This window comes from Corynebacterium sp. NPDC104732 (genome assembly GCF_055583565.1).
This window is the reverse complement of sequence record NZ_JBVJNS010000003.1, coordinates 93,968-117,092: the sequence shown is the minus strand read 5'-3', so window position 1 is coordinate 117,092 and position 23,125 is coordinate 93,968. Positions and strand designations below refer to the sequence as shown.

At 60.1% G+C, this 23,125-nt stretch carries 25 protein-coding genes; 19 read left to right on the top strand and 6 right to left on the bottom strand.

All coding sequences use genetic code 11. From position 1 onward, the window contains the following. Positions 1 to 13: 13 nt before the first annotated feature. Both ACZ6ZO_RS03625 and ACZ6ZO_RS03620 read right to left on the bottom strand, forming a co-directional pair. Positions 14 to 1,408, bottom strand: a complete 1,395-nt coding sequence (locus ACZ6ZO_RS03625; protein ID WP_182385054.1) for an FtsX-like permease family protein — start codon at positions 1,406 to 1,408, stop codon at positions 14 to 16. Continuing rightward, entirely contained in the window at positions 1,408 to 2,091 is a 684-nt protein-coding gene (locus ACZ6ZO_RS03620; protein WP_465290618.1) for an ABC transporter ATP-binding protein, read from the bottom strand. Before ACZ6ZO_RS03620 ends, ACZ6ZO_RS03625 begins: the two co-directional genes overlap by 1 nt. A gap of 149 nt (positions 2,092 to 2,240) precedes the next feature. Between ACZ6ZO_RS03620 and ACZ6ZO_RS03615 the strand changes: the two genes are divergently transcribed. The 4 genes from ACZ6ZO_RS03615 (at position 2,241) to ACZ6ZO_RS03600 (ending at position 5,332) form a co-directional block, all read left to right on the top strand. Then, the gene (locus ACZ6ZO_RS03615; protein WP_465290752.1) at positions 2,241 to 2,873 is read left to right on the top strand and encodes a sensor histidine kinase; all 633 of its coding nucleotides are present in this window, start codon (positions 2,241 to 2,243) and stop codon (positions 2,871 to 2,873) included. Continuing rightward, entirely contained in the window at positions 2,870 to 3,526 is a 657-nt protein-coding gene (locus ACZ6ZO_RS03610) for a response regulator (protein ID WP_465290616.1), read from the top strand. Before ACZ6ZO_RS03615 ends, ACZ6ZO_RS03610 begins: the two co-directional genes overlap by 4 nt. Before the next feature lie 138 nt (positions 3,527 to 3,664). Continuing rightward, positions 3,665 to 4,930 (top strand): O-acetylhomoserine aminocarboxypropyltransferase/cysteine synthase family protein, encoded by a 1,266-nt coding sequence (locus ACZ6ZO_RS03605; RefSeq protein WP_465290614.1) that lies wholly within the window; start codon positions 3,665 to 3,667, stop codon positions 4,928 to 4,930. 15 nt (positions 4,931 to 4,945) lie between these two features. Then, entirely contained in the window at positions 4,946 to 5,332 is a 387-nt protein-coding gene (locus tag ACZ6ZO_RS03600; protein WP_465290612.1) for a Rieske (2Fe-2S) protein, read from the top strand. 178 nt (positions 5,333 to 5,510) lie between these two features. Here the strand turns inward: ACZ6ZO_RS03600 and ACZ6ZO_RS03595 are convergent, their stop codons facing one another. Beyond that, positions 5,511 to 6,734: a dicarboxylate/amino acid:cation symporter gene (locus tag ACZ6ZO_RS03595; protein ID WP_465290610.1), complete on the bottom strand. Its 1,224-nt coding sequence runs from the start codon at positions 6,732 to 6,734 to the stop codon at positions 5,511 to 5,513. Positions 6,735 to 6,819: 85 nt separating this feature from the next. Between ACZ6ZO_RS03595 and ACZ6ZO_RS03590 the strand changes: the two genes are divergently transcribed. The 13 genes from ACZ6ZO_RS03590 (at position 6,820) to ACZ6ZO_RS03530 (ending at position 18,689) form a co-directional block, all read left to right on the top strand. Continuing rightward, positions 6,820 to 7,254, top strand: a complete 435-nt coding sequence (locus ACZ6ZO_RS03590; protein WP_465290608.1) for an SdpI family protein — start codon at positions 6,820 to 6,822, stop codon at positions 7,252 to 7,254. Beyond that, positions 7,244 to 7,714, top strand: a complete 471-nt coding sequence (locus tag ACZ6ZO_RS03585) for an NUDIX hydrolase (protein WP_465290606.1) — start codon at positions 7,244 to 7,246, stop codon at positions 7,712 to 7,714. The genes ACZ6ZO_RS03590 and ACZ6ZO_RS03585 overlap by 11 nt, the downstream gene beginning before the upstream one ends. 164 nt (positions 7,715 to 7,878) lie before the next feature. Then, positions 7,879 to 9,039, top strand: coding sequence for a tryptophan synthase subunit beta (trpB, locus tag ACZ6ZO_RS03580; RefSeq protein WP_465290604.1), 1,161 nt, complete (start codon positions 7,879 to 7,881; stop codon positions 9,037 to 9,039). Beyond that, complete coding sequence (locus tag ACZ6ZO_RS03575) at positions 9,036 to 10,358, top strand: chorismate-binding protein (protein WP_465290602.1); 1,323 nt, start codon at positions 9,036 to 9,038, stop codon at positions 10,356 to 10,358. The genes trpB (ACZ6ZO_RS03580) and ACZ6ZO_RS03575 overlap by 4 nt, the downstream gene beginning before the upstream one ends. Continuing rightward, a complete protein-coding gene (locus ACZ6ZO_RS03570) occupies positions 10,346 to 10,861 on the top strand; it encodes an anthranilate synthase component II (protein ID WP_465290600.1) in 516 nt (171 codons plus the stop codon). Before ACZ6ZO_RS03575 ends, ACZ6ZO_RS03570 begins: the two co-directional genes overlap by 13 nt. Further along, the gene (gene trpD, locus ACZ6ZO_RS03565; RefSeq protein ID WP_465290598.1) at positions 10,858 to 11,862 is read left to right on the top strand and encodes an anthranilate phosphoribosyltransferase; all 1,005 of its coding nucleotides are present in this window, start codon (positions 10,858 to 10,860) and stop codon (positions 11,860 to 11,862) included. The genes ACZ6ZO_RS03570 and trpD overlap by 4 nt, the downstream gene beginning before the upstream one ends. Further along, complete coding sequence (trpCF, locus tag ACZ6ZO_RS03560; protein ID WP_465290596.1) at positions 11,801 to 13,147, top strand: bifunctional indole-3-glycerol-phosphate synthase TrpC/phosphoribosylanthranilate isomerase TrpF; 1,347 nt, start codon at positions 11,801 to 11,803, stop codon at positions 13,145 to 13,147. The genes trpD and trpCF overlap by 62 nt, the downstream gene beginning before the upstream one ends. After that, complete coding sequence (gene trpB / locus ACZ6ZO_RS03555) at positions 13,144 to 14,304, top strand: tryptophan synthase subunit beta (protein ID WP_465290594.1); 1,161 nt, start codon at positions 13,144 to 13,146, stop codon at positions 14,302 to 14,304. Before trpCF ends, trpB (ACZ6ZO_RS03555) begins: the two co-directional genes overlap by 4 nt. Then, the gene (gene trpA, locus ACZ6ZO_RS03550; protein ID WP_465290592.1) at positions 14,304 to 15,077 is read left to right on the top strand and encodes a tryptophan synthase subunit alpha; all 774 of its coding nucleotides are present in this window, start codon (positions 14,304 to 14,306) and stop codon (positions 15,075 to 15,077) included. The genes trpB (ACZ6ZO_RS03555) and trpA overlap by 1 nt, the downstream gene beginning before the upstream one ends. Before the next feature lie 68 nt (positions 15,078 to 15,145). Further along, entirely contained in the window at positions 15,146 to 15,907 is a 762-nt protein-coding gene (locus ACZ6ZO_RS03545; RefSeq protein ID WP_465290590.1) for a MerR family transcriptional regulator, read from the top strand. Continuing rightward, the gene (locus ACZ6ZO_RS03540; protein ID WP_465290588.1) at positions 15,904 to 16,740 is read left to right on the top strand and encodes an ABC transporter ATP-binding protein; all 837 of its coding nucleotides are present in this window, start codon (positions 15,904 to 15,906) and stop codon (positions 16,738 to 16,740) included. The genes ACZ6ZO_RS03545 and ACZ6ZO_RS03540 overlap by 4 nt, the downstream gene beginning before the upstream one ends. A 179-nt stretch (positions 16,741 to 16,919) precedes the next feature. Next, the gene (locus ACZ6ZO_RS03535; RefSeq protein ID WP_465290586.1) at positions 16,920 to 18,305 is read left to right on the top strand and encodes a hypothetical protein; all 1,386 of its coding nucleotides are present in this window, start codon (positions 16,920 to 16,922) and stop codon (positions 18,303 to 18,305) included. A gap of 9 nt (positions 18,306 to 18,314) precedes the next feature. Then, entirely contained in the window at positions 18,315 to 18,689 is a 375-nt protein-coding gene (locus ACZ6ZO_RS03530) for a Rieske (2Fe-2S) protein (RefSeq protein ID WP_465290584.1), read from the top strand. A 4-nt stretch (positions 18,690 to 18,693) separates the two neighbouring features. Here the strand turns inward: ACZ6ZO_RS03530 and ACZ6ZO_RS03525 are convergent, their stop codons facing one another. Then, positions 18,694 to 19,680, bottom strand: a complete 987-nt coding sequence (locus ACZ6ZO_RS03525; RefSeq protein WP_465290582.1) for an NADH:flavin oxidoreductase/NADH oxidase — start codon at positions 19,678 to 19,680, stop codon at positions 18,694 to 18,696. A 54-nt stretch (positions 19,681 to 19,734) separates the two neighbouring features. Here ACZ6ZO_RS03525 and ACZ6ZO_RS03520 point away from each other — a divergent pair, with 54 nt between their 5' ends. Then, positions 19,735 to 20,688 (top strand): bile acid:sodium symporter family protein, encoded by a 954-nt coding sequence (locus ACZ6ZO_RS03520; protein WP_182385073.1) that lies wholly within the window; start codon positions 19,735 to 19,737, stop codon positions 20,686 to 20,688. Then, complete coding sequence (locus ACZ6ZO_RS03515; RefSeq protein ID WP_182385074.1) at positions 20,669 to 20,983, top strand: hypothetical protein; 315 nt, start codon at positions 20,669 to 20,671, stop codon at positions 20,981 to 20,983. Before ACZ6ZO_RS03520 ends, ACZ6ZO_RS03515 begins: the two co-directional genes overlap by 20 nt. On the opposite strand, the gene ACZ6ZO_RS03510 is transcribed toward ACZ6ZO_RS03515, so the two are convergent. Both ACZ6ZO_RS03510 and ACZ6ZO_RS03505 read right to left on the bottom strand, forming a co-directional pair. Then, on the bottom strand, positions 20,952 to 21,566 hold the full coding sequence (locus ACZ6ZO_RS03510) for a YqgE/AlgH family protein (protein ID WP_465290579.1): 615 nt from the start codon (positions 21,564 to 21,566) through the stop codon (positions 20,952 to 20,954). The genes ACZ6ZO_RS03515 and ACZ6ZO_RS03510 overlap by 32 nt on opposite strands. Further along, positions 21,567 to 22,976 carry a CCA tRNA nucleotidyltransferase gene (locus ACZ6ZO_RS03505; RefSeq protein WP_465290750.1) on the bottom strand — a complete coding sequence of 470 codons (1,410 nt, stop codon included), beginning with the start codon at positions 22,974 to 22,976 and terminating at the stop codon, positions 21,567 to 21,569. Positions 22,977 to 23,125 lie beyond the last annotated feature (149 nt).

Below are 23,125 nucleotides of genomic sequence, written 5' to 3'. Positions count from 1 at the left end.
CTTCAACTTTCTTTTAATCGTTACGCCTGCGACCAGCTGCTAGCACCCGAGAGCGTAGTGGTTCTACCGCCACCAAGGCCAGTAGTGTGAGTCCCCATCCCGCGAGGAGGAACAGTAGTGCGTTAAGCATTCGGTACGGGATGTTCATTTCGCTCACTGACCCGAAAATCAACATCAACATACTGCTGCCAAGGGCGAACCCTACCAGGCTCACCAACACAATTGGAGACATAATCTGGATCGTTGCTACCGCCAAGTGGAAGCGGCGCGGCACGCCAAGCGCCGCCAACGCCCGGGTAAGAGACGCCTTTTCAAATACCTCGGATGCCTGACTCAGCAGGGTGGCCACCGCTGCGATGATAAAGCCGATGACCAGCGTGATCATGACGCCTAGGTTCAGGTCCTGATACATCGTATGTAGCTCCTTGTCCTGCTGGAACACAGCAGAAAGGCCATCATTGCCACGTGGGGAGACCACAAGCACACCGACTAGCACACCGTAAAAGGCCGTTGAGGAGCTGCGTCGCCAAGTAGCGCGTCCGTCGGTAAAAATGCGGCGGGTCGCCACAAAATGCTGCGTCCCAGGCAGAATCCCCATGATGCGGTACCAGATCTGCAGTACCAGTGGCATCCCGACGTTCAGCACCGACACCATAATGAAAGCGACCACACCCATGCCCAACAGAAACTCAATATCCGTAGAGGGTTGCTGCACACTGAGCCACATCATCCCAGCCAGCACCACCAGGATCGTCACCAGCAGTCGCCACCACTTCAATGCCTTCGGTATTTCCCGGCGCGCCACCCCAAGCGGGGAAACCATCACACGCTGCATACCGATCACCGAGGACAGCACCGCCAAGAGCAGCAGTAACGCTGCCACCGCAAGGTAACCCCACCACGGCAGGTACAGTTCCGTGGCGGTTAACCGGTGGCCCTGGAAAGTGAAGTTGGCACCAAGCGGGGCGGTGAACAGCGCCAAAAGCAAACCGAGCCCAATGCCGAACACGCCCTGGACCGCCGTTTCAAAGGCGGTAATGCGAGTGATGTCTGCGGAGGAAAGACCAATGAGCCGAAGCGCAGCCAACCGGTGCTCCCGGCCCGACGCCCCCAGCACCGCAGCTTGCGAGGTGAGGGAGAAGATAGCAGGAACTAGGAAGCCACACGCCACCAGCGCCAGGCCCACGTAGGCCTGGAGCACGTCCTTCGGGTCCTGGTATTGGCTCACCACGATCGGCAGATCGCTTTTCATGCGAGACCAGAACATCCAGGTGCCGCCGGCAACGATGAACGCGATCCAGGAGCAGATAGTGAGGGAGAAGATCGCCAGCCCGGACACTACACCGGTACCAGTGCGGGAAGAAAGCGACGCCTTTTGCAGATCCCAAGACAGTTGCATCGTGTTCATCAGGAAACACCACCCAGAACGCGGTCATCATGAATAATGCCGTCACGGATCTCAATGCGGCGGTCCAGCCACTTGGCTACCTTGGCGTCGTGGGTAACCATGATGAGGGTGGTGCCGTGGCCGGTGACCATTGTGGTGAGCAGCTGCATCATCTCGTGCCCCGTCGCTTGATCCAGCGCGCCAGTTGGCTCATCGGCAAAAATCACGGCCGGCCTGGTCACCAGCGCACGTGCTACTGCCACGCGCTGCGCCTGGCCGCCGGACATGTTCGCGGGACGACGATGCGCCAATTCAGACAGGCCAAGCTGCTCCAGGAGATCCAGCGCGCGCTTGCGGGACTTGCCGCGGGAGGTTCCTGACAGCATCGCCGGCAGGGCAATATTTTCCGCAGCGGTCAACTCCGGAAGCAGCTGACCGTCCTGAAACACGAACCCAAACTTGCTGAGCCGGAGTTGGGAGCGCTGGGCGTCGTCAAGCTGCGCAATGTCGGTGCCTTCAAAAAACACACTGCCGCTCGTGGGGCGCAAAATGCCGGACATGCAGTGCAGCAGAGTGGATTTACCGGAGCCCGACGGCCCCATGATCGCGACTTTTTCGCCAGTGCCGACGGTGAGGTTGATTCCAGAGAGTACAGGTGGCACCCCGTACGTTTTGGTGACGTCATGCAAAGTGAATTGTTCCATGGCACCTAATACAGTCGCCCGCGGCGCAAAGCAACATGGTGCGGACAATGATTTACGTGGTAGTGCTAGCACTACCGTGACTAAAGTGGGGGACTATGTGGTTTAGGCGCGAGAAGGTAGCAAGCGGGGAAGCCTAGGCAGTAGAGCGCATCGCCGAGCTGACCGCTTCACGACGCGCCGTTGCCGACGCCTACGAGATCGAACGGCATCGCATTGAACGCGATCTGCACGACGGCGCCCAACAATACCTCGTAGCAGCGCTGATGAAACTGGGGGAGGCCTCGCTGGACGCAACGGGTCCCGTCGCGGATCTGATCAGCGCCGCGCAGAAGGACGTGTCAGAGGGGCTCGAGTCCTTGCGTGCCACCGTCCGCGGAATCCACCCTCAGGTGCTCAGCGACTATGGATTAGTCGCAGCCGTTGAGGCGCACCCCACTGCACCTGCGGTGATGGCGCCGCACCCGCTTCCAGAACTTTCACCTAGTGTGCTGGCAGCTGGGTATTTCTTCGCCTCAGAGGCGCTGACCAATGTGGCGAAACACGCGCCAGATGCCACGGTGTCCGTGTTGCTCACCGCCGACGCGGATCTCAGGATTTCCGTGGTGGACGACGGGCCCGGCGGGGCCACGTTCACCCCTAACGGTGGTTTAGCGGGGATGCGGGAGCGCCTCGAAGCCTTCGATGGTTCCCTCGAACTATCCTCACCTATTGGTGGACCAACCAGACTCGTCGCCATCATCCCGTTACTGCTCGACCGTGGCGAACCAGGAGTTGCCCCATGAACATTGTGCTCGCAGACGATTCTGCCTTGCTCCGCGAAGGGCTCGCCGGCCTGCTGGAACGACGTGGCCACACCATCGTCGCTCAGGTTTCCGATGCTGACGAGCTGCTACGCCTGTTTGACGACGCCACAGCTTTACCCTCCACGCCCGACATACTCATCACGGATGTGCGGATGCCTCCCAACATGACCGATGACGGTCTGAAAGCCGCTGTGTCGCTGCGCGCCGCCCACCCTAACCTGGCGATCATGGTGCTGTCGCAACACGTCGCGCCCGCCTATGCGGTGGATTTGTTCGCCGGTGCCACCACAGCTGGGACTGGCTACCTGCTTAAGGACCGAGTAGCGGACGTGGCATCCTTCCTGCAGTCCTTATCTGTGGTTGCTGATGGTGGCACCGTCATTGACCCGTCCGTTGCCTCAGCCCTCATGTCCGCCGGCCGTTCGGGGCTAGGGGAACTCACGCCACGTGAAAAAGAAGTCCTTGAACTGATGTCTCGTGGGCTCTCCAACTCGGAAATCGCCACCTCGCTGGTGATCTCTGGCGCGGCAGTAGCCAAGCATGTGTCCAACATCTTCCTCAAGCTGCGTCTGCCTCCTGAGGAAGAAAACCGGCGCGTAAAAGCTATCTTGGAGTACCTGACGGCTACCTAACGCGTAGCAGCTACAGCTTGGGCACCCCTTTTTTGTGAACCTTCCAGCGAATAGTTGTGAACCTTACCTCCGATTAGACCACCCTATCCCACGGCTCGGTACACTGATTCCCAAAAGTAATCCACGCAGGGAGAAACAATGCAGGATCAAACAAAGCTCATCCATTCCGGCTACCAGCCAGGAAATACCGACCCCCGTCAGGTGCCGATCGTCCAGTCGACCACCTACACCTTCGACTCCTCAGATGACATCGCGGCCGTTTTCGACGAGCCCACACACGCCCTGATCTACTCCCGGTTCGCTAACCCCACCGTGATGGCGGTAGAGGCAAAGATCGCCGACCTCGAGGGCGGGGCAGCAGCGATGGCCACATCCTCCGGTCAAGCCGCCACCGCAATGGCCATCATGAACATCTGTTCCGCGGGAGATTCCTTCGTCTCCTCCACACAGATCTACGGTGGTTCCTCCAACCTCTTCGCCACCACGCTGAAGCGCTTCGGCATCGACGTCATCTTCGTGGACCCAGATGCTTCAGAGGAGGAGATCGCCGCAGCTTTCCAGCCGAACACGAAAGCACTGTTCGGGGAAATTATCGCGAACCCGTCGATGACGGTACTGGACGTCGAAAAGTTTGCGCGCGTTGCCCACAGCCAGGGCGTACCGCTGATCGTCGATAACACCTTCGCCACGCCGGTGCTGTGCAAACCAATCGAACACGGCGCCGACGTCGTGGTGCACTCCACCTCAAAATACCTCGACGGCCACGCCATCCAGGTCGGCGGCATGATTGTCGACGCCGGTAGCTTCGACTACACCAACGGCAAATTCCCGGACTTCACCGAGCCGGACGAATCCTACCGCGGCATCGTCTACACCAAGGACTACGCGGCCGCGCCGTTCGTCATTAAGGCCCGCATGCAGCTGCAACGCGACTTCGGTGCCTACCCCGCGGCCCACTCCGCATTCATGCTCAGCAACTCCCTGGAAAGCCTGGACGTGCGCATGCAACGACACTGCACTAACGCACTGAAAGTTGCGGAATTCCTCGAGGGACGCCCCGAAGTTGCCGAGGTCCGCTACCCGGGCCTGAAGTCCTCGCCGTACTACGAGCTCGCCCAGAAATACCTGCCACACGGCGCCTCTGGCGTCGTCACCATTGACCTGGCCGGCGGCCGCGAAGCCGGCACGAAGTTCATGGATGCGCTTAAGATCATCACCCGCCAAGTGCACGTCGCCGACGCACGCTCCTGCGTCCTCCACCCGGCATCCACGACGCACCGGCAAGTCCCCGACGAGCAGCTGCCAGCCGTCGGAATCACCCCCGGGCTCGTGCGCCTGTCGATCGGCCTCGAGCACATCGACGACCTGCTCGCAGACATTCAACAGGCGCTGGAGGCGCTTTAGACCCATAATGACTATATGGTCTGCACTCGTCGTTTATTCCTGCTCGGCACCGCGACCACGTTGTCCGGTGCTGTACTAGCCGCCTGCTCCGCGCTGGGGGAGAAGCCTGAGCCGGAACACATCGCCAAGTTTGATGCTTCGGAGATCCCGGTGGGAGAGGCGGTGAGTTTCGGCAACTTCTTCGTCGCGCAGCCACGCGAGGGCCTATTCAAGGCCTACAGCTCCGAGTGCACGCACCAAGGCGGCACCGTGGATACCTTTGAAAACGGTAAGGGTCGGTGCCGGGAGCATAACTCCACCTTCGACCTGGAAACCGGAGAAGTGACCTGGGGCCCGGCGCGCGAGCCACTCAAGCCCGCCTCACTGGAAAACCGCGGGACCACGCTCTATCTGAACCCTTGAACGGTTGGTTAAGAGGAGCGTGCTAGGGATTCGTAGCGCGGGACAAATCCCTTCGCCTTACCCTGGCAAACTCCCAGGACACCGAGCCACAACGGCGTAGGGATTAGAAAACGAAAACAAATCGCTATCCAAGAACCCAAGAAAAAAGCACCCCGCAGGGTGCTTCTTACTTCCTGGATTACTTTCCGAAGACCTCTCGGGTGAGTTCCTCCTCGCCCTCCAGGTTGGTTTCCTTCACGAGCTTCCCGCCAGCGAACTTGTTCACCATGATGGCGATGGCGCCATCGCCGGTGACATTACATGCGGTACCGAAGGAGTCGATGGCGATGTACGCGGCGATCATCAGCGCTACCTGACTTTCATCGAAGCCCAGGTTAGATTGCAGCAGGCCAACAGCGGCCATGATCGCGCCACCTGGGACGCCTGGGGCCGCGATCATCATGATGGCGAGCAGGAAGATGAAGCCAAACATTTGGGCAGGTGGCATATCCATGCCGTTCATCCACATGATGGAAAAGGCGAAGAGGCCGATCTTCATCATCGATCCCGACAGGTGGATGGTGGCGCACAGTGGCACCACGAAGCCGGCCACGGCTTCGGATACCCCATTCTTCAAGGTGGAAGCGTAGGTGACTGGGATGGTTGCTGCGGAAGAAGACGTGCCCAGGGCCGTGCCGTAGGCCGGCAGCATGTTCTTCAGTGCAACGAATGGGTTCTTGCCAGACACGGCGCCCGCAATCACGTACTGCAGGAGCAGCACGATCCAGGTCATGATCGTCGCCAAGAGCAGCACCTTACCGAAGGCCGTCAGCGTCAGCATCAGGTTGCCGTTCATGCCCATGGACAAGAAGAGGCCGAAGATGAACACCGGTAGCAGCGGGATAACGAACTTAGCGATCACCTTCATGATCACCTCGTTCAGTTCATCCGCCGCCGCGAACAAGGTGTCGGACTTCACGGCCGTCATGCCCAGGCCGACAGTAAAGGCGAGCAGCAGCGCCGCCATCACTTCCATCGGCGCGGGCATCTCCACCTCGAAGTAAGGGGAGAGGGCAGTGGCGTCAATATCTTTACCTTCCACCACCTGCTGACCTTTAAGCAGCCACGGGTAGACGGTCACGGCGATGAGGTACGCGATGGAACCGGACACGATAGTGGAGGTGTAGGCAATACCCGTGGTGACGCCCAACCACTTACCCGCGCCACGGCCGAGCGAGGCGATCGCCGGGGTGATGAGGGCAAAGATAAGAATCGGCACAAAGAAGCCAAGGAAGTTACCAAACAAGCCGTTGAATGTCACGAAGACGCGGGCGAGCCATTCCGGGAAAATGAAGCTGCAGACGATGCCTAGGATGATCGCGACGATCACCTTAAACAGCAGCGATCCAGTGAATTTTTGCAATGGATTACCTTTCTAAGAAAAACCACTTGTAGTATGCACGATCCTGGAATATATACAAAGTTTTTTAGGTCGTAAGATAAGGCGTATGACGATTATCTCGATTGTGGTTCTGGTTCTCGCGGTGCTGGCAATGGCCGTCGGTATGCTGGCGTGGACCCGCCACCTACCTGGAAACGGCCTCGTGGGCTTGAAGGTGCCTGAGGTGCGTAAGTCGAAGGAGACGTGGGATGTCGCCCACGCCGTCGCCGCCCCAATGTGGACCGCGGCGGGCGTATCGATGCTGTTCGGCGGTTTGGTAGCACTGCGCTTAACGACGCTCCCCGGCCTCATTTTCCTCATCGTCACCGTGTTCGTAGCGCTGGTGTTCTTAGGCATTGGCGCGAATCTCGGCGCAAAAGCGGCCTACCTGATGGATCAGCAGGATGAGGGCTGTGGGGATTCTTGTGGCTGCGGTGGTGAAGAAGAAAAGCCCGAAGTGGATGTCGCTGCGCTGCGGAAAGCAATGGGCAATGACGCCTGATTTCATTCTGCGGCTGCGTGAGAAGGTAGGGCACCAGGAGCTGTGGCTGCCGGGAGTGACGGCAGTGATCCTGGATGGCGATGCTGTCCTGCTGGTGAAACGTTCCGACAACGGGCAGTGGACGCCCGTGTCCGGTATCTGTGATCCACGCGAGGAGGCACATCTGGCGGCAATCCGTGAGGCCAAGGAAGAAACGGGCATGGATATCAAGGTCGATCGGCTGCTCTGGGTTCAGGCAGTGGGTCCGGTGGAGTATCCCAACGGCGATATCACCAGCTACATGGACACCGCGTTCGTATGTTCCCTGGAAGAGGGCTCCCCGGAAGCGTATGTTGCCGACGATGAATCCACCGAAGTGCGGTGGTTCCCTCTCAATGCATTACCCCCGATGAAACCCCGCTTTACGCACCTCATTCAGACAGCTCAAACAGAAATTTCGGGATTCGGTTCCCAAAACTGACAAAACCGTGTTACTCTAACCACATGACTTATTCGAATGCACAGTGGTGGTGGCCCAACTAGCGGGCCCCCTTTTGGCATCTCGAATTAAGGCCCGCACCGCACAGGTAGCGGGCTTTTTGCATGTCTGTCTACCTGTTTCACACAAAACAAAGGAGACAAACAATGCGCAAGACCCTACTTCCCGCTTACTTCGGCCAGTTCGGCGGCCAGTACGTTCCCGATGAGCTGCTTCCGGTGCTCGATCAGCTGGAGCAAGCCTATGTGGATGCGATGAATGATCCGAGCTTCCGGGAAGAGCTCGATGATTTATACCGGAACTACTTGGGGCGCCCGACCCCGATTACGGAAACCAAGAACATTAGGTTTCCGAACGCTCGGATCTTCCTCAAGCGCGAAGACCTCGTGCACGGTGGTGCTCACAAGGGCAACCAGGTGGTAGCCCAGGCTCTGCTGGCCAAGAGGCTGGGCAAGACCCGCTTGATTGCTGAAACCGGCGCCGGGCAACACGGCACCGCAACCGCGATGGTCGCCGCGCTCTTTGACATGGACTGCACCATCTACATGGGTGCCAAAGACGTCGCCCGCCAGCAGCCGAACGTGTACCGCATGGAATTGATGGGCGCCACTGTGGTCCCGGTAGAGGAGGGCGGCAATGGCCTGGGCAACGCCATCGACGTGGCGCTGCAGGACTGGGTCGAATCCTATGACACCACCCACTACCTGCTCGGCACCGCAGCCGGCCCGCACCCATTCCCGACAATCGTGAAAGAATTCCAGGCAGTGATCTCCCGGGAATCCAAGCCGCAGATGATTGAGCGCACCGGCGGGCTTCCCGACGTCGTAGTGGCAGCCGTCGGCGGTGGCTCTAACGCGATCGGTGCCTTCGCCGACTACCTGGACGATACCGACGTGAAGCTTGTCGGCGTGGAACCTGCCGGTGAAGGCCTAGACACTCCTCGTCACGGCGCGCCGCTATGTCGCGGTAAGGTCGGCGTGCTGCACGGGTCGAAGTCCTACGTCGTGCTCAGCGGCGAGTCGCACTCAATTTCCGCTGGTTTGGATTACCCAGGCGTCGGCCCGGAGCATGCCCACCTGCTGGAAAGCGGGCGGGCTCAGTACGTAGGGATCACCGATGATGAGGCTCTCGCTGCGCTGCGTCTGCTGGCCCGCAAGGAAGGCATCATCCCAGCCCTGGAGTCCAGCCACGCGTTGGCCTACGCGTTGAAGCTGGCCGAAGATGCCACGGAGCCAACGAATATCATGGTCAACCTTTCCGGTCGGGGTGATAAGGACATCGAGTACATCCGGGGGCTCGGACGATGAAGATCCCTTATGAAGACGCAGCGACGATCTACGCGCGCTACCGCGGCCCGAATACGGCGTTGCTGGAATCGGCCGATGCCTCCAAGCGGCCCATTAAGTCCCTAGCCATCTTGCAAGCGAAGGGCAAGCTCACCTGCCATGGCGATACCGTGACGGCGACTGGGGCGATAGTTCCGGAGCTGGATCGCCAGTTGGAAAAGTACGGCAGCGGAGGAGTGTACCGCTTCCCGCGCGCGACCGCGTTGGATGAGCGGGAACGGTTGCTGGAAACCAGCTCCACCCTGCCGCTGAAGCTCCTGGAGCATGAGCTGCTCATCGGCGGTTTCGCCTTCGACTACCTGGAATCTTTCGAAGAGCTACCCTCGGTTGCGCCGGGGCGTAATACCTTCCCGGACTACGAATTCCTGGTCTCTGAGATATCGCTTCACATCGATCATGCCGCTGAGACAGCCGAGATCATCGGCGGTGTTCCACGTGAAACATCCTATGAATCACTGCCAGCTGGTCAGGCCCCGGAAGGCATGACCGACGAGGAATTCGAGCAGTGGGTGGTCGAGCTGCAGGACAATATCCATGCTGGCGACATCTACCAAGCAGTGCCATCGCGTGCGTTCTACCGCCCTTGCGGCGATGCGTTCGCGGCCTACCTCCGGCTCAAGGATTCCAACCCCAGCCCCTATTTGTTCTTCCTACAGGGGGAAGATTATGAGCTGTTCGGGGCCAGCCCCGAGTCCTATTTGAAGTTTGATCCGGTTTCACGTGAAACCGAGCTTTATCCCATCGCCGGCACCCAGCCACGGGGCGCCACTCCGGAAGAGGATACCCGCCTGGAACTACTGCTTCGCACCGACGCTAAGGAGATCGCGGAGCACACCATGTTGGTGGACCTGGCCCGCAATGACCTCGCGCGGGTGTGCTCCGAGCGTCACGTCACTCGGCTCATGGACGTGGATAAATACTCGCGGGTGATGCACCTGGTCTCCGAGGTGAGCGGCACTTTGGAAGAAGGACTCGATGCCCTCGACGCCTACCGCGCCTGCATGAACATGGGGACCCTCACCGGGGCACCAAAAATCCGCGCAACGGAGCTGATCCGGGGCGTCGAAAAGCACCGGCGTGGGTCTTACGGTGGGGCAGTCGGCTACCTCCACAACGGCGCCATGGACACCTGCATCGTCATCCGCTCTGCCTTCGTGCAGGACGGCGTAGCCACGGTCCAGGCAGGCGCCGGTGTGGTTCGTGACTCCGTCCCCGCCAGCGAATCGGCAGAAACCCGGCACAAGGCCCGAGCTGTACTGGGGGCGCTATGCGAGTCCTGATCGATAATTTCGACTCCTTCACCTACAACCTGGTTGACGCGATCGGCGATGTCACCGTGGTGCGCAACACCGCCACGCCACAACAGATCCGCGAGCTGAACCCCACAACGATCATCCTCTCACCCGGACCAGGACGACCGAATATGCGGCCGTTCATCGAAGAGTTCCTCGGTGAAGTCCCCATCGTGGGCATCTGCCTGGGTTTCCAAGCCATCGTGGAATACTTCGGCGGCGAGATCAAAGAGGTCGGCCCGGTCCATGGCTTCCGCGATACCCTGGCCTCGGACCACCCTGTTTTCGCAGGTCAATCAGTTGCTCGTTATCACTCGCTGGGCTGCACCGAGCTTCCCGACGGCTTGGAGCTGCTCGCCACGTGCGAAGGAATTGTCATGGCAGCACGGTCCACGGAGCACAAGGTCATCGGACTGCAATTCCACCCCGAATCCATCCTGACCCCTAACGGCGGCGCACTACTCGATTTCTGTTTGGAGTGTTTCACGTGAAACTTCTCGAATTTCTGGATAACCCGAACCCCACCGTCGAGGAAGCACGCGAAGTCTTCGAGCCACTAACCATCGGCGAATACGAGGACGTTCATATCGCCGCGCTGCTTGCGACGATCCGCACCCGGGGCGAAACCATCGCCGATGTCACCGGCGCCGCGCTCGCGTTCCTCAACGCCGGTCGCCCGTTCCCCATCACGGGGGAGGGGATCTTGGACACTGCGGGAACAGGTGGCGATGGCGCCAACACCATTAACATCTCCACCGGCGCCTCCCTCGTCGCGGCTGCCGGCGGCTGCAAACTGGTCAAGCACGGCAACCGCTCCGTGTCCTCCAAATCAGGATCCGCCGATGTGCTGGAAGCTCTGAACATCCCGCTCGACCTCAACGTGGATCGCGCGGTCAAACAGTTCGAAAACGCTAACTTCACCTTCCTCTTCGCCCCGGCCTACAATCCTGCGGTCGCACACGTGCAGCACGTGCGACGCGCATTAAAAGTTCCGACGCTTTTTAACACTATGGGCCCGCTGCTGAGCCCCGCCCGCCCGGAATTCCAGCTCATGGGTGTGGCCCGCCCGGAGCAGGGCGAGCTCGTCATCCACACCATGCGCGAACTGGGGCGCGGGCGCGCGCTCGTCGTCCACGGCTCTGGCACTGACGAAATTGCCGTGCACGGGCCGACCACCGTCTGGGAACTGCGGGACGGTGACATCCAGCAGTACACGGTGACCCCGGAGGAGATGGGCGTCGGCAAGCATGCCCTGGCCGACCTCCGCGGTGGCGACGGTACGGAAAACGCCCGGCACCTGCGCGCCGTGTTTGCTGACGAAGCACCGGCGGCGCACCGGGACGCGGTAGCCCTCAACGCCGGCGCAATGTTCTACCTGTGCGGCCACGCTGCCACCATCGCGGAAGGCACACAGAAAGCGCTCGGGCTGCTTGCCGACGGCACCGTGCACGAATGGCTACGCAAGCACGAGGAGGCGGACTACGGTGCTTGATCGGATTGTCGCATCGCGACGCACCCAATTAGACGATATTTCCTATGGACCCGCCCCTAGGTCAGAGCGCTCGCTAGAAACGTCACTGTTACGAAATGGGCCACAGTTCATTATGGAATGTAAATCGGCCTCACCATCGCTTGGGGAGATCCGTGCCGACTACAAACCCGCGGAACTGGCCAGCATCTACTCCCGCTACGCGGCCGGCATCTCCGTCCTCTGCGAACCAACCTGGTTTGGCGGCTCCTACGCCCACCTTGCCACCGTAGCCGCCACCACACACCTTCCCGTGCTGTGCAAAGACTTCATCATCGACGAACGCCAGGTGCGCGCGGCCCGCTACTACGGCGCCGACGCGATCCTGCTCATGCTGTCCGTGCTTGACGACGCTGAATACCGGCAACTTGCAGCCGTAGCGGAAGAGCTCGGCCTAGACGTCCTTACCGAGGTGGTCGACGAGGAAGAATGTGCTCGTGCCAATGCGCTGGGCGCCCGGATCGTCGGGATTAACCACCGTGAACTTGCCACTCTCACCATCGACCTGAGTCGCTCAGCGCGACTTCGCCCGCTGATCGATGCGCCCGTGGTAATCGGGGAGTCGGGAATTCGCTCGCACGAAACAATCCGTAGCATGAACTTCCTTGACGGTTTCCTCGTTGGCTCCCATCTCTCCGGCTGCGAAGATGTGGATGCAGCAGCCCGCGCGCTCGTGTTCGGGGAGCACAAGGTCTGCGGTATCACCTCTCCCGAAATCGCCCAAACGGTACGCGCAGCCGGCGCAACCTATGGCGGATTGATCTTCGCGCCGGAATCACCACGCAATGTTTCACGTGAAACATCGGAAAAAATCATGGCCGCGGAGCCCGGATTGAAATACGTCTATGTCACACGCGAGCACAGCGGTTGGGATCTTCCGGACGGCATCCATGCCATCCAGATTCACGGGGAAGCAGCGGACGAAGACGCCTTGCTTCGCGAGGCGCGAGCTACCGGGGTAGAGGTGTGGCGCGCGGTGGATATGTCCCACGGCTTCCACTATGAGTACGACGTTGACCGGATCGTCCTCGATGTCGGCAACGGTGGCACCGGACAGACCTTCGACTGGGACACTATCCCATCAGGGGTCAATGCCATGCTGGCCGGAGGGCTGAATCTGAACAACCTGACGCAGGCCCTCGATACCGGCCTGCCACTCGACCTTAACTCCGGGCTTGAACGCGAACCTGGGGTGAAAGATCCCGGCGCGATCCTCAGCGCCTTCCGAACCATTAAGGAGCACCGATGAAACTACCTGCATATTTCGGCGAGTTCGGCGGCCAATTCGTTCCCGAGGTCCTCATCCCGGCCCTCGACCAGCTCGAAGCGGCCTTTGTCGACGCCCAACAGGACCCACAGTTCCAGGCCGAACTCAATGCGCTGCTCAAGGACTATCTCGGCCGGCCGACCCCACTGTATGAGTGCCGCAACCTGGGTGGGCCCGCCCGGATTTTCCTGAAGCGAGAGGATTTGGTCCACGGTGGCGCACACAAGACCAACCAGGTACTTGGACAAGCGCTGTTGGCCAAGCGCATGGGTAAGACCCGTATCATCGCCGAGACTGGCGCGGGCCAGCACGGCACGGCGACCGCCCTGGCCTGTGCATTGCTGGGACTTGAGTGCGACATCTACATGGGCGCTCATGACGTCGCCCGTCAGCAGCCAAACGTGTACCGCATGGAATTGATGGGCGCCCGTGTCATCCCCGTAGACACCGGCTCCGGAACCCTGAAAGACGCCGTGAACGAGGCACTGCGAGACTGGACGGCCACCTTTAACGAATCCCACTACCTGCTCGGCACTGCGGCCGGACCGCACCCATTCCCAACGATCGTCCGGGAATTCCACCGCGTCATCTCCACGGAAGCGAAAGCGCAGCTGCTGGAGCAGACTGGGGGATTGCCCGACATCGTCGTGGCCGCTGTCGGTGGTGGCTCCAACGCGATCGGCATCTTCGCCGATTTCATCGACGAGCCCGACGTGCAGCTTGTGGGTGTCGAGCCAGCGGGCGAAGGCCTGGATTCTGGCAAGCATGGCGCCACCATCAATGCTGGAAAAATTGGCATTTTGCACGGTGCCCGCTCCTATTTGATGCGCACCTCTGAGGGCCAAGTGGAGGAGTCTTACTCTATCTCCGCGGGTTTGGATTATCCGGGCGTCGGCCCGCAGCATGCCCACCTGCACGCCACGGGTCGCGCGCAGTATGTCGGCATCACGGATCAGGAGGCATTGGAGGCCTTCCAGCTGCTGTCGAAGAAGGAAGGTATCATCCCGGCGCTCGAATCCAGCCATGCGCTCGCATATGCCTTGAAACGTTCCGATGAGCCAGTAAACATTCTGGTGTCCCTATCCGGCCGTGGCGATAAGGATATCGACCACGTGAAACGAACCTTGGAGGGTAACTAATGGACCGCTACGCAGCACTGTTCGCCGAATGTACCGGCGTTTTTGTCCCCTTCCTCATGCTGGGCGATCCTAGCTACGAAAAATCGAAAGAGCTCATCCGTACGGCCGTGCACAACGGTGCGGATGCACTCGAACTTGGTATTGCGTTCTCTGACCCGGTCGCTGACGGCCCCACAATTCAGAAGGCTCACCTGCGTGCGATGGACACTACACCGGCTCGCGCACTTGAGCTGGTGAAGGAGATACGCGAGGAATTTCCCAACCTCCCGATCGGGCTCCTGGTGTACGGCAACGTGGCATTCTCCATGGGCTTTGACGAGTTTTACGCTGCGGTAGCAGCCGCCGGCGCCGATTCTGTTCTCATCCCAGACGTGCCGGTCCGCGAGTCTGCGCCGTTCCGTGAGGCTGCACATCGGCACGGAATCAGCCAGGTGTTCATCGCGCCACCACATTCCAGCCAGGAGACGCTACAGATGGTGGCAGAGCACTCCGAGGGCTACATTTATGCCGTGTCGCGCAACGGTGTGACTGGCACTGAACGTGAAGCGCGGTTCGAATCGATCGGGGATACGGTGGCCAACGCGCACACGCCGGTGCTGCTTGGGTTCGGCGTGTCCACACCGGCACATGTGGAGGCAGCGCTGGAAGCCGGCGCTGATGGCGCCATTGTGGGCTCTGCCCTTGTCAAACTGATCGAAGAAGAGCGCTACGAGGACTTCGCCTCCACTGTTGCAGCTCTGAAAGCTGCAACTCATACAGGGAAGCAGGGATAGCCCCGAGCACGGCAATGTTTCACGTGAAACATTGACAGTGACGTAACGTCACAGCGTTTAATGGAGGCGTGCGGATAAAAGAACTCGCCGACACCGCCGGAACCACTGTCCGGACGGTGCGGTACTACCACGAAGCGGGGCTGCTCCCCACACCATCCGGGACGCCCCGAAACTACACCTTCGAGCACCTCGTGCGCCTGATCAGGATAAGAAACCTGGTTTCCAGCGGCCTGAGCCTAGAGCAGGTGAAGAAACTGATCGGTCGAGGTCGGGTTAACCCCGCTGAGGAACTTCGCCAAACTAAGCAATCAATCGACGAGCGCATCAGCCAACTACTGGAACAACGCCGGCGGATTGAGGCTCTGGAGCAGCGCCAGAACCAAACCCCCACAGCCATTCCACTCCCACAGCGGGTCACTAATTTCTACCGCTTGTTGCTTGAGCGCGAAACCGATCCCACCCTGCGCCGCGTTATTAAACGCGAGCAACGAATGGTAGAGGTACTGTCTCATCTTGGCTGTTTAGATAGTCTGGACCATCTTTGGGATGCCAACCCTTCCGAAGAATACCTCGACGTCGCCCGAAGCATGTTCCATTCCTTTTACCACATCACGGAGCTAACGCCGGACCAAGCAGAAGAGGAAATCGACCAACTACTGGATGAGCACTTCCAAAAATCTGGTTTCGACCGGGAGGATGTCCCCGAAATTTTAGAGAAGTTCCTCAGCATGCCACGGGCGTTGGATCTGATCTACCTTGCGTATCCGCATCCGAATCACAAGTTGTACGTCAACAAATTCATCAGCACTTATCTACAGGGGCCATCATGAACGTCATCAACATTGAGCGACTCACCGTCACGTTTGGAGCTTTCCGAGCCCTCGATGGCCTCACCATGGAGGTAGCACAGGGCAGCATTCATGGTTTTCTTGGCCCCAATGGGTCTGGCAAGTCGACAACGATTCGCACTCTTCTCGGGCTGTTACATCCTTCAGCAGGCAAGGTTAGGGTGTTGGGGGAAGACCCTCGTGCACACCCGGCAGTATTGCAGCGCGTGGGTTATGTGCCCGGTGACGTGTCGCTGTGGCCGAACCTCACCGGCGCTGAGACGCTCCGGGCTCTGGAGGCACTGCGGGGAATACCGAGTAACCGCGCTCGGGAGGCTGAGCTTATCGACGCCTTCGACCTCGATCCCACGAAGCGCGCGAAGTCCTATTCCACGGGCAACCGTCGGAAGGTGCTTCTTGTGGCGGCGCTCAGTATGGATGCGGAGCTCCTCATCCTGGATGAGCCCACCGCAGGACTGGATCCGCTCATGGAACGAGTGTTCCAGGAGCAGCTGCGCCAAGAAAACCACAATGGGGCTTCAGTGTTGCTATCAAGTCACATTTTGAGCGAGGTGGAAGCCCTATGCAATAATGTCACTGTGATTAAACAGGGAAGGGTGGTAGGTGGTGGCTCGATCGAGTCGCTGCGCGAACTTTCGGGCCACAAAGTCACGGCGAACGTGGATGGCGAACATATTACGCGCACCATTCCCGAGACGGAAGTGAATGCACTGCTCGCAGAGCTCCTCCGCCGTGCTGCCACCAACATTGGCGTCACCACCGCCAGCTTGGAGGAAACCTTCCTACGTCACTATGAGGCAGGGGAGACGCGATGAATGCTTTAAAAGTCGCTCGTTTAAATCTACGACTCAATCGTGTCTTTCTCCTATCATCGCTTATCCCATTATGGAGTATTCCCATCCTTTTTATCCCCAGCTATAAGAATTACTACCCTGAGCTGGGCGATCGATCCACCCTAGTCCACGGGATGAGGGTCAACCTTGGGATGCGAGCCATGTATGGCGAAGTGTACGAACCCGGCACACTGGGTCAACTTATGTCCTGGGAGGGCGCCGGATGGCTAACAATCCTGAGCGCCGTCATGTCGGTGCTCCTACTTTTTCGATGCTACCGCAAGCCGGAAAGCAGTAGCTTAGGTGAGCTGCCGCGGGCAACAGGTTTGCGTCCGTTGGACATCGCGGCAGGTGCGCTCATTCTCGTCATGGGCGTTGCTATTACGCTCGGGGCCGGAATCACGGCAATACTCTTGGCTTTGAACCACTTTTACGGCGAGATCGACACCCGTGGGTGCGTCGCATACGGGTGCGCTATTGCGCTCAGCACGTTGGCATCTGCGCTTCTAGCGGGGTGCGTCAGCCTGCTTGGTGGGTCGGAAACCACAAAGCTGGGCATGCTGACGCTCGGAGCAGGGTTTATGGTGCGCGCCGTCGGAGACATCGAGCAAAGCGACCCGATCCGGTGGCTGACGCCCCTGGGGTGGATGGGGATCGTCCGGCCGTTCACCGATGACAATTGGTGGTCCCTAGCGGCGGCCGCTACCATCACTGGTGTGTTGGCTTTGCTCTGGCTTGCGGGGGAGCGAGGCCGACAGTATGGGTTCGGCATCCTGCCGACGCGCACACACCGCACTAGGAAACAACGCCGGATCGCCACCCCTTGGGGACTGCGTCGGCTGTTGGACCGTAGTTTCCGTCTCACCTGGCTGCTAACCGGTTTCATCCTCGCATTCTTCATGAATAGCCTCAGTGCTTCCATGGATGAGTTGCTCACTCAGGATGACAAGACCGGCCAAATCTTCAAGCAAATGTTTAGCGAAACCGACTTGGAGATCGCGTTCATCACGTACCTGGCCGATTTCCTCGGGATCTTGTTAGGTGTCGCCGCAGTTGCTGGAATGCTGAAGCTTGGATCCGAGGAGCGAAATCGGACCGTGGACCTGATGCGGTCCCGTGGTGTCAGTAGGACGCTCCCGATGGCGCTTCAGGCCGGGAGCACGGTGCTGTTCATCGTGGAGAGCTGCCTAGCTACTGGGCTCGGGGCGATCCTTGGTGTCTCCCGAGACGCGTGGCCAGTGGCACTCTCGGCTAATCTCACGCAATTTGCCCCCATGTTCGCACTCGCTGGCCTTACCACGCTCATCATCGGCCTGACATCGCGATACGGGTGGCTGGCATGGCTCCCAATTATCTACTCGGGCGCAATGACGATCATCGGCCCGCTGTTGCAAGCACCAGAGTGGCTCCTGAATACCTCGGTCTTTAACCACGCCATCAATTCGGAGAACACCGGCAACCTCGTGGCGTGGCTGGTCCTCGTCGCCGTCGGTGGGGTAGCCATGGTCGGGGGAGTGGTTTTGGCTGGTCGGCGCGAGGTTCTCTAGGCTGGCTGTATGCCTGATTTTTCCTGCAGCCGACGCCTCTTCCTCATCGGCACCGCCACCACATTCGCCGGCGCGGTGCTCGCCGCGTGCGGGTCTGACGCGCCCTCAACCGTCACGGCCGGAGACGTCCCCGTCGGCAGCGCCGTGCTTATCGACGGCTTTATCATCGCGCAACCCGAGCCCGGCGTGTACAAGGCCTACAGCAACGTGTGTCCTCATCAGGGCTACTCTATCTCCAAGATTGACGGCGACACGGCCATCTGCCCGAAGCACAACTCCGTCTTCCAGTTAGCGGACGGCGCCTGTATCGCAGGCCCGGCGCGCAGCGGCATGTCCCCGGCAAAGCTCAGCGCTCAGGGTGATCAGCTCACCGTGCAGAAGTAATGTTTCACGTGAAACTGGTTTTGTAGCTTCGGGGGATCGGGACCGATACTCCCAGCTTCTGAGCCGCGTGTAGCGGCCAGTGGGGGTCATTGAGTGCGGCGCGACCGATGAGGACCACATCGACCTCATCGCGATCCAAGTAGCCCTGGGCTTCCTCCGCAGTAGTAATGAGTCCCACGCCTGCTGTGAGCATTCCGGTTTCGCGACGAATCTCCGCAGCCAGATCGGTCTGATAATTCGGCGCCACCGGGATGTCCGCTTCGACTAGGCCACCGCTGGAAACATCCAACACATCCGCGCCACCTTTCTGCAGCAACTGGGCCAGTTCGATTGATTGCTGCAGATCCCAGGATGGCCGGTCGGGAATCCAGTCGGTGGCGGAGATCCGCACGAGAAGCGGCATCCCCTCCGGAATGGCGTCGCGAACGGCGGATAGGACGTCGAGAAGCATACGCGTGCGACCAGCAAACGAGCCTCCGTAGCCGTCTATTCGCTGGTTCGACAACGGTGAGAGGAACTGGTGCAGGAGATACCCGTGCGCGGCGTGGATCTCCACGGCGTCAAAACCAGCTGCCACGGCAGCCCGCGCAGCCTCCGCGAACTGGCCAGGCAGCGCTAAAAGTTCCGCATGGGTCATCGATTCCGGAGACACCGGCAACTCGGTTTCCGCTTTGCGGCCGGCATGGGCCAGCTGCACGGCAATCGCACCCCCATGCAGATGCACGAACGAGGTGATCGGATGCCACTTCATGATGTGCTCGTGCGACCACAGCCCGGTGTCCCGGACGCTGATCCGCCCCTCGGGGACCACCGCCGTCGCCTCCGCGATCATCAACCCGAACCCACCAACGGCACGCGCGCCGTAGTGCATTAAATGCCAACTGTTCGGCATCCCATCGAGGGTATCCACCTGAAACTGGCACATCGCCGGTAGCCACATGCGATTGCGCAGCTCCAAGTCACGGATCGTGATCGGGGAAAAGATATCCATATAGATAAACAATACTTCGCAGCGCGAGTGTCAGGAAGACCTTAAACTGTCTGCATGAAAATAGACATCCTGATCGTGCTCATCGTGCTCGCGGTGGTGGTAGCAATCGTCGCCCCAGTTTCCGGCGACGCCGCCCACTACTTCGCCATCGCCACTTCCATCGCGATCGCCCTCCTATTTTTCCTCTACGGGGCCAGGCTTTCCCCGGCCGAAGCGCTAGCGGGCTTCAAACACTGGAAGCTCCACCTCACCATCCTGGTGTTCACCTTCGTCCTGTACCCGCTCATCGGGCTCGGTCTCAAACCCCTGTCAGGACTCGTGCCCGACGGGCTTTACGACGGCATCTTGTACCTCACCCTCGTGCCCTCCACGGTGCAATCCTCGGTTGCCTTCACCTCCATCGCCCACGGCAATGTGGCCGGCTCTATCGTCAGCGCCAGCGCCTCCAATCTGCTGGGCGTGTTCCTCACCCCGCTTTTAGTCATGCTCACGATGCAAGCCGGGGGAGGGGTCCAGGTGGATGCCCAGGTCTTCATTGACATCGCCGTCCAGCTCATGCTGCCGTTCATCCTGGGTCAGCTCGCCCGGAAGTGGGTGAAGGGCGTGGCGGCTCACAAGGCGACCAAGGTGGTGGACCGCGGATCGATCACCATGGTGGTGTATTCCGCATTTTCTGCGGGCATGGTGTCCGGGGTGTGGCAGAGCGTGACGGTGGGGCAGATCGTCGGGCTGTGTGTGTTTTCGGTGGCATTGGTCGTCGTTATGCTTGCACTCACCCGCTGGCTCGCCACGCTGCTGCGCTTTGATCGCGCCGACCGCATCGCCATCGAATTCTGCGGCTCAAAAAAGTCACTGGCTACCGGGCTACCGATGGCATCCGTCATCTTCGGCACCGCCAACCTGGGCCTGCTGATCCTGCCACTGATGATCTACCACCAGGTACAGCTCATGATCTGCTCGCTGCTCGCCTCGCACTATGCTAAAGCGCATGAACCTGATCTACGTTAAAACCACGATGCAGGTGCCGGGCATGCAGGACGTGGTGCACTACGCGGAACTGGAGCACCTGCCCGGCTCGCCGCTATGCCGCCCGCTGCGGATGCTGGAGGCGTCGGGAAGCACCATCACCGGCGCTTTCCGACGCGAACCCGCCCTCTCAGTCGGCATGGCGAACGAACCACAGCAGATCATTCCGCACCCAGACAGCTGGGGCGACATGCCGGACATCAGCTCCGAGCGGATGACAGTTGAGACCTTTGAAGCGCTGTGGGTTAGTTATCTTCCAGATCAGCAGGGAACGTAGCGAACAGCGGCAGTGGCATCGGCTGCCGGCGCAGCACCTCCGCCCACAGATCGACATTCCCAGGGGCGATGATGTCGGAGGCGAGCGCGGAGGTGGCGTACCAGTAGCCCATGCCGAGTTCTTCTTCCAGCTCTGAGCCAGCCCATTCGACAAACCCCGCGAACAGGCGGATCGATTCCACGTACTGCTGGATCTCCTCAACGGGGGCGCGCAGATCAATCACCACGATGCGATGTTCCAGGTACCGCAAGAATGGCACGGCAGAGATGTCAGCAGGGGAGAGTCCAGTCTTAAGCACGCCTAACGCCACCACGGCGTCACGGTTTGCTTCGCCACCCACATAGAAAGCCTGTGGCTTGGCCACCAGCGGAACCAGGGGTTCCATGATATTCGCCACGGCCACGTCGCCCCGGCGGTTCAGCACCACCCCAAGGGTATGGGAAGGGGTTTGCTCCACGATGAAGACCACGCTGCGGCTCCGAAAATTTAAGTCCATACCAGGGGCCGCGAGCAGCAGGCTTCCCGGTTGGGCGTCTCCCAGCTCTAACGCCCGAAAGAGCCGATCAGCGAAAAAGTCTTCCATCTACTGTTCCTTCCACCACGCGAGCAGCTCGCGCTCTGCTTCCTCCCGCTCCAGCGGCCCACGCTCCAAGCGAAGTTCCTTCAGGAACGCCCACGCGCGCCCCACCTCTGGTCCGGGCTGCAAACCCAACAGTTCCATAATCGCATTTCCATCGAGATCTGGCCGAACCTTCGCCAAATCTTCTTGCTCAGCCAGCTCCGCGATCCGCGCCTCCAGGTTGTCGTAGGCGCGGCGCAGTCGCTCAGACTTGCGCTTATTGCGCGTGGTGCAGTCCGCCCGCACCAGTTTGTGCAAGCGAGGTAGCAGCTCCCCAGCGTCCGCCACGTAACGACGCACAGCTGAATCAGTCCACGCGTCCTCCCCGTAGCCGTAGAAGCGCATGTGGAGGAACACCAACTGCGAGACATCGTTCGTCATCTGCTTAGAGTGCTTGAGCCAGCGGAAGCGTTTGCGCACCAACTTCGCTCCCACGACCTCGTGGTGGTGGAAGCTCACCCGGCCGTCGTGAAACGCGCGGGTAGCAGGCTTGCCGCAATCGTGCAGCAACGCCGCCCACCGCAGCACCAAATCCGGGCCGTCCTCTTCCTGAGCCATCGCTTGACGCAACACCGTCATGGAGTGGGCGTACACATCCTTGTGCTGCATGTGTTCGTCGGTTTCCATCCGAATCCCCGACAGCTCCGGCAGAATCCGGTCCGCGATCCCGCAATCAACCAGCAGGTCAAAGCCATCCCACGGGGCGGACCCTGCCATGAGCTTATCCAGCTCTACCTGAATGCGTTCCTTAGTGATGCGGTCAATCTCCGCAGCCATATCCGTCATGGCGGCCGACACTCGAGGCGCTACCTTAAAGCCCAGCTGGGATACGAATCGGGCGGCCCGGAGCATACGCAGTGGGTCATCTTGGAAGCTGATCTCCGGCGCGCTCGGGGTATCGAGCACACCTTCCAACAGGGCGGACAACCCTCCGAGTGGATCGTGGAATTCGAAGCTGCCATCGCGATGGATCTCCACCGCCATCGCGTTGACAGTAAAATCACGACGCACCAAGTCACCCTCGAGCGTGTCGCCGAACTGTACCTCCGGGTTGCGGGAAGACCCGTCGTAGGAATCAGAACGGAACGTGGTGATCTCGATCTGCTGACCATCCTTTTCCGCAGACAAGGTGCCAAACTCGATGCCGGTATCCCACACCACATCGGCATACTCATCCAAGATGGCGCGGGTCACTTCCGGGCGGGCAGAGGTGGTGAAGTCGAGGTCGTGGCTGAGCTGGCCGAGCAGCGCATCGCGGACCGATCCTCCTACTAAGTAGAGAGTGTGGCCATGGTCGTCGAAAAGCGCGGCGAGGGGCGCGAGGGCGGACAATGACGCAAAACGGGCGGAGAGATCGGAATTCACCCCGCACATTCTACCAATTCGCCGGTTCAGGGCCACGGCAGGATACGATATTAGGGATGACTGACCAGCAACCGAACCCGAAGCCACGGCGCCGCTCCTCCCGAGGGGCTACGTCGTCGCGCCCTGGTCAGGAGAAACGCCGGCGGCGCAGGCCTCGG